Origin of the sequence: Peptacetobacter sp., from assembly GCF_029264495.1 — a bacterium.
GTDB lineage: Bacteria > Bacillota > Clostridia > Peptostreptococcales > Peptostreptococcaceae > Peptacetobacter.
Map to the genome: position 1 here is coordinate 15,467 of NZ_JARIBH010000008.1, position 13,844 is coordinate 29,310.

At 28.3% G+C, this 13,844-nt stretch carries 13 protein-coding genes; all 13 read right to left on the reverse strand.

The window, feature by feature from the left end:
- Position 1 precedes the first annotated feature (1 nt).
- Complete coding sequence (locus Q1J78_RS00705) at positions 2-577, reverse strand: V-type ATP synthase subunit E (RefSeq protein WP_300279108.1); 576 nt, start codon at positions 575-577, stop codon at positions 2-4.
- Positions 578-605: 28 nt separating this feature from the next.
- Positions 606-1,079 (reverse strand): V-type ATP synthase subunit K, encoded by a 474-nt coding sequence (locus tag Q1J78_RS00710; protein ID WP_300279110.1) that lies wholly within the window; start codon positions 1,077-1,079, stop codon positions 606-608.
- A gap of 1 nt (position 1,080) precedes the next feature.
- On the reverse strand, positions 1,081-3,066 hold the full coding sequence (locus Q1J78_RS00715) for a V-type ATP synthase subunit I (protein ID WP_300279112.1): 1,986 nt from the start codon (positions 3,064-3,066) through the stop codon (positions 1,081-1,083).
- Positions 3,053-3,382 (reverse strand): hypothetical protein, encoded by a 330-nt coding sequence (locus Q1J78_RS00720; protein ID WP_300279114.1) that lies wholly within the window; start codon positions 3,380-3,382, stop codon positions 3,053-3,055. The genes Q1J78_RS00715 and Q1J78_RS00720 overlap by 14 nt, the downstream gene beginning before the upstream one ends.
- 679 nt (positions 3,383-4,061) lie before the next feature.
- Positions 4,062-5,249, reverse strand: coding sequence for a MalY/PatB family protein (locus Q1J78_RS00725; RefSeq protein ID WP_300279117.1), 1,188 nt, complete (start codon positions 5,247-5,249; stop codon positions 4,062-4,064).
- Positions 5,250-5,253: 4 nt separating this feature from the next.
- A complete protein-coding gene (locus tag Q1J78_RS00730; protein ID WP_300279120.1) occupies positions 5,254-6,324 on the reverse strand; it encodes an aminopeptidase P family protein in 1,071 nt (356 codons plus the stop codon).
- A 53-nt stretch (positions 6,325-6,377) separates the two neighbouring features.
- Positions 6,378-7,709, reverse strand: coding sequence for a PTS sugar transporter subunit IIC (locus tag Q1J78_RS00735; protein ID WP_300279123.1), 1,332 nt, complete (start codon positions 7,707-7,709; stop codon positions 6,378-6,380).
- Between the two features lie 38 nt (positions 7,710-7,747).
- Entirely contained in the window at positions 7,748-8,080 is a 333-nt protein-coding gene (locus tag Q1J78_RS00740; protein WP_300279126.1) for a PTS sugar transporter subunit IIB, read from the reverse strand.
- Positions 8,081-8,149: 69 nt separating this feature from the next.
- On the reverse strand, positions 8,150-8,458 hold the full coding sequence (locus tag Q1J78_RS00745; RefSeq protein WP_300279129.1) for a PTS lactose/cellobiose transporter subunit IIA: 309 nt from the start codon (positions 8,456-8,458) through the stop codon (positions 8,150-8,152).
- Between the two features lie 22 nt (positions 8,459-8,480).
- Positions 8,481-9,524 carry an aminopeptidase gene (gene ypdE / locus Q1J78_RS00750; protein ID WP_300279132.1) on the reverse strand — a complete coding sequence of 348 codons (1,044 nt, stop codon included), beginning with the start codon at positions 9,522-9,524 and terminating at the stop codon, positions 8,481-8,483.
- Position 9,525: 1 nt separating this feature from the next.
- A complete protein-coding gene (locus Q1J78_RS00755; RefSeq protein WP_300279204.1) occupies positions 9,526-11,430 on the reverse strand; it encodes a BglG family transcription antiterminator in 1,905 nt (634 codons plus the stop codon).
- A 287-nt stretch (positions 11,431-11,717) separates the two neighbouring features.
- A complete protein-coding gene (gene gatY, locus Q1J78_RS00760) occupies positions 11,718-12,569 on the reverse strand; it encodes a tagatose-bisphosphate aldolase subunit GatY (RefSeq protein WP_300279135.1) in 852 nt (283 codons plus the stop codon).
- A 44-nt stretch (positions 12,570-12,613) separates the two neighbouring features.
- Positions 12,614-13,783, reverse strand: coding sequence for an SIS domain-containing protein (locus Q1J78_RS00765; RefSeq protein ID WP_300279138.1), 1,170 nt, complete (start codon positions 13,781-13,783; stop codon positions 12,614-12,616).
- Positions 13,784-13,844 lie beyond the last annotated feature (61 nt).

Genomic DNA, 13,844 nt, shown 5'->3' on the forward strand with positions numbered 1-13,844 from the left:
ATTAATCAAACAATGCCTTCACCACATCAGGTGTTATTTCTTCTTTTATATCATCAACTATAGATTCTATAGTAGCAGTTATCTCTACTTTCCCTGATACTAATTTGAATCCACCTTTAGCATCTATTGTATTTGTTGATAAACTAAATTTATTTCCTTTTTCATTAGCCAGAACAATTACTTTGCTTCCAACAGTTTCAGCATCTTTTTTGTTGAAAAGAACCTCTCCTTCTTTTACTCCAATATCGATTAAAATATGTACTAAAAAATCTATATATTTTTCTTCATCCATATTGTATACTTCGCTTACTGCTCTTTCAAAACACTCATTCACTGCATCTTGTTTTGCTTGTAAAATCATTTTTCTTGTTTCAAGTTGAGCTAGTGAATTTCTTCTGCTAAATACTTTATCTGATTCAGCTTTTATATTGTTCTGGACATTTAAAAGTATTTTATCAGCATCTTCTAATGCTTTATTTATTATTTCTTCTTCTTGTTTTCTAGCTTCAGCAACAGCATTATCTGCATATTCCTGAGCTTCAGAAATTATTTTTTCTGTTATTTTTTCAATACTCATTATATCCACATCCTTAAACTGTTACTGTTTATAATCCTATTGCATTTAACATTAAGAAAGATACTAGTAATGCTAATACGGCATATGTTTCAACCATAGCTGCATATATCATACCTTTTGCTAATTCTTCTGGTTTTCTAGCTATAAGCATTATACCTGCTGCTGCTGCTTTACCTTGTGCTATTGCTGAGAATACTCCAACTATTCCTATTGGTGCTGCTGCTGCTAATATGGCTGCACCCTGAGCAACTGTTAAATCTAATATTCCACTTCCACCCATAAGACCTATTTTTAACATTATGATGAAAGCTATTAGTAATCCATATATTCCCTGTGTACCTGGTAGAGCCTGCATTATTAGTGTCTGACCAAATTTCTTAGGATCTTCTGCTACTACTCCTGCTGCTGCTTCACCTGCTATACCTACACCTATTGCACTACCTATACCTGCTATTGCTGCTAATGATGCTCCTAAAATTGCTAACATTGTACCGATTGACATATTAATTCTCCTCCTTAACTATGTCGACATATTTTGTCTTTTTATCGAATGGTTCAAACGCTGATCCTCCACCTTTATAGAATTTTCCGAAGAATTCAACGTACTGTAATCTACTTGCATGAACAAAACTACCAAGAGCATTTATTGCTATATTGAATAAATGTCCAAATACAGCAACTACTATTAATAGTATTGATCCTTTTATTCCGCCTCCTGCTAAGCTTCCCATAGTATTTATAACCTGAGCTATAACTCCTGTAGCTAGTCCTAAAGCAAGAAGTCTTGAATATGAAAGAATATCTGCTAGGTAAGATGTTATATCATATAAACTTCCTAATCCTCCAACTAATTTTCCAAATATTCCTTTTTTCTTTCTTCCACCTGTTAATAGAAGACCTAAAGCCCCTACAATAGACATATATTTTCCTATTGTAATAGCCATTTCTCCTATATTTCCACCTACACCAAATAGAACTAACCCTATTAAAAGGATATACCAAAATCCTATATCACATAGTGCATCAAATGGTTTACCATCTTTTATAAGCATATATGCTTGTATTCCCATTCCTAAGAACAAATGAATTCCACCTAGTATAAATGAGAATATTAATAATTTCATAGGGTCATTTACTGGATTGAACCAAAGTGGTTTTACCGCAAAATTATCTATTCCAAAGAATGTTTTTGCTGCTACTGTTGGTAGATCTCCAAACCAGCCTCCAAAAAGTGCTCCCCAAATTGCTGTTGAAATACCACACCAGAAGAACATATTTATAAGTTTTTTCATCATTCCCTCTAGTCTGAATTTTTTGTTTAGTATAAAGCAAGCTACAGCCATTATAATTCCATAAGCTGCATCACTCAACATCATACCAAAGAATATGAAGTAAAATGGTGCTAACCATTTAGTTGGATCTATCTCAGTATATTCAGGAAGAGCATATAGATTTGTTATTGCTTCAAATGGATATATTGCTCCTTTATTATGTAATAGTACTGGTGCTTCTTCACCTTCTTCTATTTCATTAAATTCATAGTAACATCCATTTTCTTCTAATGCTTTTTGAACACTTTTTTCTGCCCGTGCTGGCATATATCCATCAAAATAGAATGATGATTCTGTCTTTAATAATCTATTTCTTATCTGATTTCTATCTTTCTCTATTATAGTTTCATCATAAAGACACTCTATTTTCTTTATTTCACCTGTCATTGAAACTATTTCTTTTTCTATACTTTCTTTTTCTTTTGATATATTAGATAATTCTTTTTCATAATCTCCAATTATTTTAGATGCTGTACCTTGCATATTCATAAAAGTAACTTTATTGAATCCAAATTGTCTTATACAATCTAACACAAGTTCTATATCACTCTTTAAAGATATTATAGATATATAATGTTGGTCTGCATCACTTCCAATAAGCTTAAATACTGTCTTATCAGAAGTTTCTTCTATGGATTTTCTCATTTCTTCTATTTCTACTGTACTTGGAACTACACCTATTAAAATTTCAGTATATTCTGTTTCTCTCAATTCAACAGGTATATCATAAGAAAGCCATGGTTTTAATGAAACAATATTTGTTTCTATTTTATTTTCTTGTCCTTTCAAATTAACAAGACCATTATGAAGCTTATACACTTTATTAGTAATATTTTGGATTTCATCTTTGTCATCCATAATATTTTTAAATTCTTTCTTCGTAATAGCTCTTCTAGTCTTTATAAGAGGCTTTTTAGACTTATCATACTGTGAAAGTGTCTCTAATACAGTAGATATCTTTTGAAGTTCTGAGTCTATCTTACTTACTTCATCTTCATTTCCATCTTTTACAACTATATTGGCCCATTCTTCTTGAAGAAGTTTTTGATCTTGCGCATTTAATTCTACAACACCAAGATCCATTAAGTGTTTTATAAGCTCTTCTTTATTGTTGCTCAGTCCTATAACAGAAAGTTTTTTCATCTTAACAATTGACATTAGACTTCACAATCCTTTCTAGAACAACCTCTACTCCAGCTTTAATATTATTTTCTGCATTAGATAAAAGTATTCTACTTTTTTCCGATGTTTGTTCAATAATATCGTTATATACTTTTTCTGCATCTAACTCAGCTTTACTAATAGCCAAATTATATTCAGCATCTGCTTTATCTTCTGCATCTGCTATTATTTGTGATGCTCTTTTATTCGCCTCGGCTACTATATTTTTAGCTTCTTGAACTCCATCTTTTTTGATCTTATCAGCTTGTTTCTCTGCTTCATTGATAACTTTAATTAATTCAATAGATGACATCTTTTCACCACCTGTCTTTTAAAATTATTCAAACTTTTTTTATGATATTCATTAGATTATATTCATTATATTTATAATTTTGTTTTTTGTCAATTTTATAATTCCATTTTTTGAATTAAATTTATACTTTTTCTTCAATTTTCTAACTTATTTTGCATAATTAAATATATTTTCTATCGTTTTTAGTATTTTGTGAATACGTTTTCCATTTTCTTGCATTACTTCTATAAATTATATTATTTTTTATTATTTTTCAGTTATTTTTATAATTTTTGTTTACTATAGTTGCTTATTTTTCAACATATTTCATATTTACTATTTATTGTTTTTTTATTTTGAAGTTAATTTTGATTTTAGTTGTATTTGATTTTTTTTGAAACATTTTGAAATTTTTTATTTTTCATAGATATATACAACTTGTTCATTTTTGAAAGTTGTATATATTAAAAATCTTTTTTCTGAATTTTACTTCTTTTTATTTTTTAGCTATTTTTTTATCAATTTTGTTTTTTAAGATAAAATTTATGCTATTTTCCTATTATATTATAATTTTTTAGATAGAAAAAACGTTTTTGTGAGTTATAAATTTATATTTATTTTTAATTAAATATTTTTTTAACTTTTTAATTTTTAAATAAAAAACTAGCTACCATTTATACTAATGATAGCTAGTTTTCTATTAATTATATATTTCTTCATATGTTTTCTTTATTCTGCTTAGTGCTTCCTCTAAAACTGATCTAGGACAACCTATATTTATTCTTACAAAACCTTCTCCATCTTGTACAAAGTAACTTCCCACAACCATTGTTAAGTTAGCTTTTATAAAGAATTTTTTCATTTCTTCTTCATTATCAAATATTTCTCTTACATCTATCCACGCAAGGAAAGATGATTCAGAATCCATAACTTTTGCTTTCGGTATATTTTCTTCAAAGAACTTCGAAACTAATTTGAAGTTTTCTTCAACATAAGAAGTCATCTGATCTAACCATTCTTCACTTTCATTATAAGCTGCTATTATAGCAGGTACAGCAAACACATTTGGAGATGTTATTGAATTACTTTTTAATCTTGAAAGCAGTGTTTCTCTTACTTCTTTATTTTTTATAACTACATATGATGTTTTTAGGCCTCCAAGATTAAAACCTTTATTTGGTGATACACAAACTATACTTTTTTCATGTATAGATGGATGTGCGTTCCATAAAGATATAAAATCTTTTCTATTAAATACTATATCTCTATGTATTTCATCACACACTAAAAGTACATTATATTTTAAACATAATTCAGCTAATCTATATATTTCATCTTTTGTCCATACACGTCCAGATGGATTTTGAGGACTACAGAAAATAAACACCTTTATATTTTCATTTTTCATTATTTCTTCCATATCTTCAAAATCTAGATAATATCTATTATTTACTAATTTTAATGGACTACAATATAATTTTCTGTTATTATTTTCTACTGCTTCTGCAAATGGATCATATGCTGGTGTGTTTATTAATACACCTTCTCCTTCTTTTGTATATGCCTGTACTATATAATGTAATGTTGATACAGTACCAAAAGTTAATTTTATCCATTCTTTTTCTATATCTACATTAAATCTTCTTTTATTCCAATCTATAACAGCGTTATAAAAATCATTATTTATATACGTATAGCTATAATCTCCAACTGATGCTCTTTTTACTATAGCATCTTTTATAGCTGGTGAACACTCAAAATCTATATCTGCTAAATCCATAGGTATAGCTGTTTCACCTAAACCAAATTTTTCTTTTATTACATCATTACTCCATTTTCTACAGTTACCTTGTTTTCTATCCAAAACTTTATCAAAGTCATATTTCATTTTACTACTCTCCTAATATTATAAACTCTTTAGTTGTATTGTTAAGAGGCACTCCCTTACCATTTATAACTACAACATCATCCTCTATTCTAACACCACCTACATCAGGTATATAGATTCCAGGTTCACAAGACATAACCATTCCTTCAGTTAAAACATCATTACTTCTTTGATTTAAGGTAGGTACTTCTCCATCTCCAAGCCCTATACCATGTCCTAAGCCATGATTAAAATATTCACCAAATCCACTTTCAGCTATAATTGTTCTAGCTACATTATCAACATCACGAGCGTTTACACCTTCTTTTATGGCTTCTATTGCTGTTGTCTGAGCTTTTAAAACAATATCATATATTTTTCTAATTATTTCTGGTGGTTCACCTATAGATATTGTACGAGTCATATCTGATTGATAACCTTCGTAAACAACTCCAAAATCTATTGTTATAGCTTCATTTCTTTTTAACTTTTTCATTGTAGGTCTTCCATGAGGCATGGCACCTCTTTCCCCTGAAGCAACTATTGTGTCAAATGACATTCCACTAGCACCCTTTTTAAGAGCATGGTACTGAAGTAATGCTGCTACTTCTAGTTCAGTCATTCCTTCTTTTATTTCTGAAAGTACTTCTGCAAATACCTCATCAGTTATTTCACATGCTTTTTTTATAAGTGCTATCTCTTCTTCTGATTTTATTTTTCTTACTTTTCCTAATTCATTTGTCAATAAAGTAATATCAAAATCAGATTCATTTAATTTAATATAATCTTGTATACTCATAGCTTGACTTTCTATAGCAAGATTTTTTACTTTTAATTCATGTAAGAGCTCTATTATACTAGGTATATATTCACCTTGAGGAACTATTTTTTTTATAAATCCTGTTGTTCTTTTATCTGCTTCATCTATATACCTTCCATCTAAAACCTGATATTGTTCATCTTTGGTTATAAGAACATAAACTCCACTTCCTGTTAAAGCCCCAACATATCTTTTATTATTTTTTCCTTTTATTAAAATAGCGTCAGTTTTTAAATTATTTATTAATTCTCTTATTTTTTCTATTCTATTATTCATAAATTCAAATTAAGACTTCTAATTTAAAATTAGAAGCCTTAATATCCCTCCTTTTAGAAGTCTAGATCTAAATCTCCAAGTAAATCTTCATCTTCACTTGAGAATATATTTTTTGTTTCTTCTGCTTGTTTGCTAGCTTCAGCTGCTTCTTCCTGACGTTCCATAATTTTGAAGAATGGCCAATATAATGCTATTGCTAATACTAGCTGTAATCCATTTGCAAGAATTGTTCTCCAGTCACCATTAGTTAAGAAACCTTCTAAGAATACACCAACATATGGAGGGTCGAATACTGGTTTATTTAACCATCCCCAATGCATAAAGAACATTGGTAATGTACCTATTATAGCTCCTCCAAATACATGAGGTATAAACATTATTGGGTTTAATATTATTGGTGCACCAAATAGTATTGGTTCATTTATTCCAAATAAAGCTGGGAATAATGATACTTTTCCGATCTGTTTATATCTTTTATTTTTAGATAATAGACATGCTACAACACATCCTATACTTATACCACAACCAGTAAATCCAAAGAAAGCACTAGATGCTCCTGCTGTAAAGAAGTGTGGTATTGGCTGTCCAGCCTGCATAGCTGCTATATTTTCAGCTATAAATGTAACCATTATTGGTCTTGTTATTGGACTGAATACAGATGAGTGTATTCCAAAGAAGAATATAGTACATATTGCAAAGTTTAATCCTAATACAGCCCATGGATTATCCATACTACCAACTAATGGAGCTAAGAATCTTGTAAGTATTTGTGGTGGTAATTCCCCAAATACACTTAATGATAAGAATCTTAATACTATAAATGTACCACCAACTATTATACTTGTTGGAATTAATTCAAATGATTTAGAAACAAAATCTGGCACACCTTCTGGCATCTTTATTGTAAGGTTTTTAACTTTACAGAAATTATATAATTCTACAGAAAGTAATCCTGCTATCATTCCTGTAAATAAACCTTTTGCACCTAAGTTACCTAAATCTAATGCTCCTTCTGGAGTTATATCTGCAACTAAGAATAAAAATGCAAATGTTGCAAGAGTGATACATCCAGGAATATATAATTTATAATGATTTCCTAAGTTGAATGCTATACACATACATGCATATAATCCTATTAATCCTATTGAAAGTGTTACTGGTAAGTCTAGTATAGCTGAATTATTTAATATAAATTTACTTACTGGATTACTTTCTCCTAGCATATTTGGTAATGCTGGAAGTATCGCAAATATACTTCCTAATATTGTAAATGGTGTCATTGCTACCATACCTGCTTTTATTGCACTTAAATGACGTTGATTGTCAACTTTATGTGCTAAAGGCATGAACACTTTGTTCATAAATGCTTCAAATTTAGCGAACATATCTTAATCTCCTTATTTATTATTTATTATTTTATTATTTATTTTCCCATTTGATGCTTTTTATAAGTTAATAAAGCTAATTTCATAACAGTAGCTCCATCCATTTTCCCATAAACATCTTTATCTATTACAACAAATGGTTTATTTCTTGGCTCACATATTGATGCTATAAAGTCAGTTTTATGAGATACCTGAGGTCCTATCATAACTATATCCCAATTATCTATTTCACTTTCTAATGAATCTGCTGGTATAGCAGTAAAAGCGAAATCTGCTTCATTAAGTTTAGCACTTTCTTTTACAACTTTTTTCATATTCTGCATTAACATATTTGTAGAAAATCCACCTGCACAACATAATAATATTCTCATAATTTTATTCCTCCTAGAATTTTTTAATTATTTTATTTTATATTGATTATATTAAATATAATTTTTTACTTATTCTTCTTCAAAGACATTTATTACTGCTTCTATTATGTCTTTGGCTAACTGTGAAGTCATATAATGATCTTGAGCATGGACCATTAATAAGCTCATTTCAGGACTTTCAACTTCCTCATTTAAATCCCGTGTTATTAATTCTGTCTGTATATTATGTGCTGCTAAATCTATCTCTCTAGCCTCTTTTATTAAATTTCTTGCTCCATCAAAATCTTTTTCTTTAACTTTCTTTAAAGCTTCAAAAGCTTTTGCTTTACTTTCTCCTGCTGTTGAAATAAGCTCCATTATTTGTAATTCTGTTGACATTATTCTTAGTTCTCCTTTTTCATTAAATAAAATTCTTTATGTTATTAAATTTTTCTTCGTCTAGATTTAAAATCATTTTTGTATAAAGATTTATTATATCTTCTAAATCTTTATTGCTTACTATTGAAAATGCACAATGTCCATATCTAACTGGTATACATGTAACAACTGCTGCTTTCCCTGAGTTTACAAGATGAGCTTCTCCTGCATCAGTTCCTCCTGATTGGAACATATCATGTTGTAATGATATATTTTCTTCTTCTGCAGTGTCTATCACATAGTTTACTAAATTTTTATTAGGTACTAATGTTCTATCTCTATGCATAAGCATTACACCTTTATCGATTTGCTTCTGATTTGTATAATCTCTTATAAATTCATTTTTTGAACACGCAACATCTATTGCAAATACTATATCTGGATCTATAAGATGTGTTGCTGTTTTTCCACCTCTTATACCAACTTCTTCACTACTTGTTGCTGCAAAATGAACATTGCAATTTAAATCTTTATTTTCTAAATTTTTTAAAACTTCTCCTATTACAAAACAACCTAATCTATCATCAAATGCTTTACCAACTAGTCTATTGTCTAGGCTAAATTTTTCAAATTCAGTTGTATATGTAACCATATCCCCAACTCTAATTCCTAGATTGTATACTTCTTCTTCTGTACAAGCACCGATATCTGCATATATCTTTTCAGCTTTTCCATCATTATAAGTAGCATTTATTATTGCTGGTATTTTTTCACCTTTTCTTGTTGTTATTCTTACTCTCTGAGTAAAGTGTGCTAATGGTTTAACTCCACCTATATTTATAAGGTGTATCATACCTAATTTATCAACACTTCTTACCATAAATCCCACTTCATCCATATGTGCACAAAGCATTATATTAGGAGCATCTTCACTTTTTATTTTAGAAAATATTATACTTCCTAAACCATCATAAGAAATTTTATCAGCATAATTACTTAATTCTGTTAACATTATTTTTCTAACTTCACCTTCATTTGATGCTATAGCATCTGCATTTGATAATTCTTTTAAAAAATCTATGTTCATTTTATCCTCCTATATATATCTTTAATTTATAAATAAATTCTTCATAAGATTGCGATTTATTTAGCATATCAACCAATTCTTTACTATTCATAATTTTATCTAAATATTTTGATATTTGCTTATGAATTTCCAAGTTACCTTTTATTAGAGAAATCATAAAAATTATTTTAGGTACTCTTTCTGTTCCTTTGACACTAGCCTGTACAAGACCTACCGATATAATATTTTTACTTCCAGTCATCTCTATTGGGTGTGGAATTGCTACCCCATTTTTATATATGGTACTAAGACACTCCTCTCTTTCCCATACATCATCCGGATATGTTTCTGAACAAATTCCTTCATCAACTATTTCTTGAGCCATACTATATAATAATTCTTTATAATCCTTACTGTCTTTTATACATCTAAAATTATTTTTATTAAATAGACTCAATATATAATCTTTAGGATTCTTAATATCACTCATACTATCAACTAACATAACACTCTCTTTTATACTTAAATTGTCTAAGTCATCTAATATCTCATTTATTAAAACAACTGGTGCTTTTGTTTTAAATGAAAGTTCTCTTATAGAAAATATTATATCTGGATCGAATGATATTACATCTCTTTCATCTAGAAGTGAAAAGTTTTCTATCTCTGCATTTGGAAATATTTCTGATAATCTTATTTTTATTAAGAATGCACTTCCTCCTCCTGATGAACATACTATGGCTATCTTATACTTTTTATTAAAATTATCCTTTTGCCTTTTTTCAAATGGTACTGCAATATGGGTTGCTATAAATCCTATTTCATTTTGATCAATTTTTATATCATATTCCTTTTCTATTATTTTTGAAAGCTGTATTGCTAAGTTAAAAACTGTAGGATATTGTTGACTTATTTTTTCAGAAAAAGGATTTGATACACTTTGATTTCTTTTAGATCTATCTATTAAAGCTAATATATGTATATATAGTAGTTTTAAAAATTCTTCTTCATCTAATAAATTTGTTTTATATCTTTTATCAATTTCAGAAAAATAATCATGCATAATTCTTTTTAATTTATTTTTATCTACATTAATAGTAGTCATTTTCGTATTTTTAATTTTACTTTTTATAAGATTTCTTAGGTAATCATTTTCCCGTTGTGTAAAATAATACCTCTTCTCTTTAAATACATTCTTTAATATTTCTCCTAGAACTTGATTTTCTTCTTTTTTTTCTAATTTAATTGAATCATTTTTTTCTCTTATACCTGTTTTTATATAAAGTATTATTATATGAGCCAATAATTCTTCAAGTTCTGTTATATTTATTTCTATTTCATATTTTTTTAAAATTTCATTTACGATTGATTTTATTTTTATAAGTTTTGTTTTATCAATAAATTCCATTCTATATTCCATGAAATTTCTATTAAGTTTTGAATACTCAACTCTAAGAACTTCTTGTATATCTTCTATACTTCCTTTGACTTTTATTCCATAGTGTGGTTTTCTTTCTATTTCTATTTTGTACTCAGCTAACTTTTCATCTACCTTCTTTAAATCATTTTTCATCTGAGATACACTTATCAAAAATTGCTCACTTAAATTTTCTATCGTTCTATATCCATCTTTTAATAAGAGTTCTACTATTAGTGAGTCTATTCTTTGTTCAGGGCTTTCAACTATATCTACGGGTAATTCATTAAAGTACTTTTCAAAGTTTTCTTTATCTACTATCTTTAAAATATATCCTAATCTAGTTTTATACTCTAAATAGAATCCATTTTTTTTATAATCTTTTTCAAGATTTTTTATATCATTTCGTATAGTTCTAGTAGATACTCCTAATTTTTTTGCAAAATAATCTAACTTTAAATACTCTTCTTTACAGTTTATAAATTCTTCAAGAATAATACGCTGTCTGATAACCTCACCCCCTAATCAGTTGTATCATCTAAAGCCTATTAAAATTATATCTAAAACTTTATTTTAGTAAAAGATGATTTTTTTCATAATTTTTATTGAAATTTTTGTACTATTTATCTTTCAATCTTTCCTGTTACCAATTAATTATAATAACTTTTTATTAATTTTAAAAATTCATTTTTTTCATATCTATTAGGAAAACTTTATCCTTTTGTTTAAAATTTTAAGAAATATCCCAAATTTTTTATTTTAATTCAGGATATTTCTTATTTATAAATTTATATTATTTAAGCTCGATTTATTGAGCCACAAATTTCCATTCTACCTTTGACAAATTCTTTTACAGATTCACGCCCTGCAGCACCATATTTTTTAGGATCTATTACATTAGGATCTTCAGCTAATAAATTTTTAACTCCATTACTGAATGCTATTCTAAGTTCTGTAGCATAATTAACTTTTGATATACCTCTTCTTATACTTTCTTTTATTATTTCATCTGGTATACCTGAACCACCATGTAATACTAATGGTACAGAAACAACTTCTCTTATTTCTGATAATCTTTCTAAATCTATTTTTGGTTCACCCTTATATATTCCATGTGCAGTACCTATTGCAATTGCTAAAGATGATACTCCTGTTCTTTCTACAAATTCTTTTGCTTCCTGTGGATCTGTATGTGCATTTCCTTCTCCACCATCTAAATCATCTTCTTTTCCACCTACTTTTCCAAGTTCAGCTTCTACTGGTATTTCTGATGGTCTACATGCATCTGCAACTGCTTTTGATACGGCTATATTATCTTCAAATGATTCATGTGATCCATCTATCATTATTGATGTATATCCTGTTCTAAGTGCCTGCATAGCTAATTCAAAACTTGAACCATGATCTAAATGCATAGCAACTGGAACACTTGCTCTTTCAGCTGCAACCTTTACATTTGCTAAATAATAATCTAAACTTGCATATTTTACAGTTGATGGTGTAGTCTGTAATATTACTGGAGAATTTAATTCTTCAGCCGCACTTACTACTGCCATTACCATTTCCATATTTTCTACATTAAAAGCACCTACTGCATAATTACCTTCCTGTGCTTTTAATAACATTTCTTTTGTTGTAACTAATGCCATAGTAAAACCTCCTTTAAATTAATCTATAAATTAAGAAATCAATTTTATTTTTCGTATTCGTGTATAATAACACCTTTTACCACTCTATTAACTGTTCCTGTTGGAGATGGTGTATCAGGTTTATTTCCAACTTTCACTGATACAAATAGAGATAACGCCTGTGCAAATAATATATATGGGAATGCAAGATATACATCTGGAAGCATAGAATATTTTTTTTCAAATCCAAATGTTTTTCCAGAGAAATTATTCTCTCCTTCTACTGATATTGCACATGTTAATTTTGATATTTGATCTCCATTTATCTCTTCTAATACATCTAAATCATATTGTCTTGTATACGTATTATTAGAAACAAAGTCAAATATTAAAGTATTTTCATCAATAAATGATTTTGGACCATGTCTAAATCCCATTGAAGAGTCATATACAGTGGCTATTTTCCCAGCTGTTAATTCAAGTAATTTTAACTGAGCTTCCTGAGTTAAGGCACCTAAGCCACCTGATCCTAAGTAAACTACTCTATTAAAATCTGTATTTATTAATTCATGTATTTCATCTTTTCTATCTATTACATTATTACTCATTTCTATTATTGTTCTTATATATGAGCTTTCTTCATTTTCATCAAGATTATCAAATATAAGCATTGCTGATAACATCATACAAGAAAAACTACCTGTCATAGCAAAACCTTGATCATTTGATCTTTCTGGCATTAATAATAAATAGTTATGTTCATCATTTTTTGTCATCTGTGCTAATTTACCTTCTGGTGCACATGTTATAGCTAAATGATAGAAATCTTTAACTATCTGTTTTCCTAAATTAAGAGCAGCTATACTTTCTGGACTATTTCCACTTCTTGCAAATGAAACTAATAAAGTTGGAACATCTTCTTTTAAATACTGATATGGATTAGAAACTATATTAGTTGTTGCTATAGATTCTATTATGCATTTTTTCATATCATTTTTACTGCTTAAATACGGAACTATTGAATTACCAACATATGCAGAAGTTCCTGCACCTGTAAATATAACTCTAAATTGTCCATGTTTTTCATTAATATTGTTTATAAATTTATCTATATTTTCTTTATTCGCTTTATATATTTCATAAGCTTCAGCCCATAATTCTGGCTGCTGTTTTATTTCTGTTGTTGTTATTATCGCACCTAGATTTTTTAACTTTTGTTCATCTAGTTTAAACATATTAAATCCCTCCTTATATCATATGGTTATAAGGTTATAACCAGTTCTTTAAAAAAATATA

Bases quoted from the DNA above. Each gene is read 5' to 3' on its own strand.
- Q1J78_RS00705 (WP_300279108.1), bottom strand. From the start codon at position 577: ATGAGTATTGAAAAAATAACAGAAAAAATAATTTCTGAAGCTCAGGAA.
- Q1J78_RS00710 (WP_300279110.1), bottom strand. From the start codon at position 1,079: ATGTCAATCGGTACAATGTTAGCAATTTTAGGAGCATCATTAGCAGCA.
- Q1J78_RS00715 (WP_300279112.1), bottom strand. From the start codon at position 3,066: ATGTCAATTGTTAAGATGAAAAAACTTTCTGTTATAGGACTGAGCAAC.
- Q1J78_RS00720 (WP_300279114.1), bottom strand. From the start codon at position 3,382: ATGTCATCTATTGAATTAATTAAAGTTATCAATGAAGCAGAGAAACAA.
- Q1J78_RS00725 (WP_300279117.1), bottom strand. From the start codon at position 5,249: ATGAAATATGACTTTGATAAAGTTTTGGATAGAAAACAAGGTAACTGT.
- Q1J78_RS00730 (WP_300279120.1), bottom strand. From the start codon at position 6,324: ATGAATAATAGAATAGAAAAAATAAGAGAATTAATAAATAATTTAAAA.
- Q1J78_RS00735 (WP_300279123.1), bottom strand. From the start codon at position 7,709: ATGTTCGCTAAATTTGAAGCATTTATGAACAAAGTGTTCATGCCTTTA.
- Q1J78_RS00740 (WP_300279126.1), bottom strand. From the start codon at position 8,080: ATGAGAATATTATTATGTTGTGCAGGTGGATTTTCTACAAATATGTTA.
- Q1J78_RS00745 (WP_300279129.1), bottom strand. From the start codon at position 8,458: ATGTCAACAGAATTACAAATAATGGAGCTTATTTCAACAGCAGGAGAA.
- ypdE (WP_300279132.1), bottom strand. From the start codon at position 9,524: ATGAACATAGATTTTTTAAAAGAATTATCAAATGCAGATGCTATAGCA.
- gatY (WP_300279135.1), bottom strand. From the start codon at position 12,569: ATGGCATTAGTTACAACAAAAGAAATGTTATTAAAAGCACAGGAAGGT.
- Q1J78_RS00765 (WP_300279138.1), bottom strand. From the start codon at position 13,783: ATGTTTAAACTAGATGAACAAAAGTTAAAAAATCTAGGTGCGATAATA.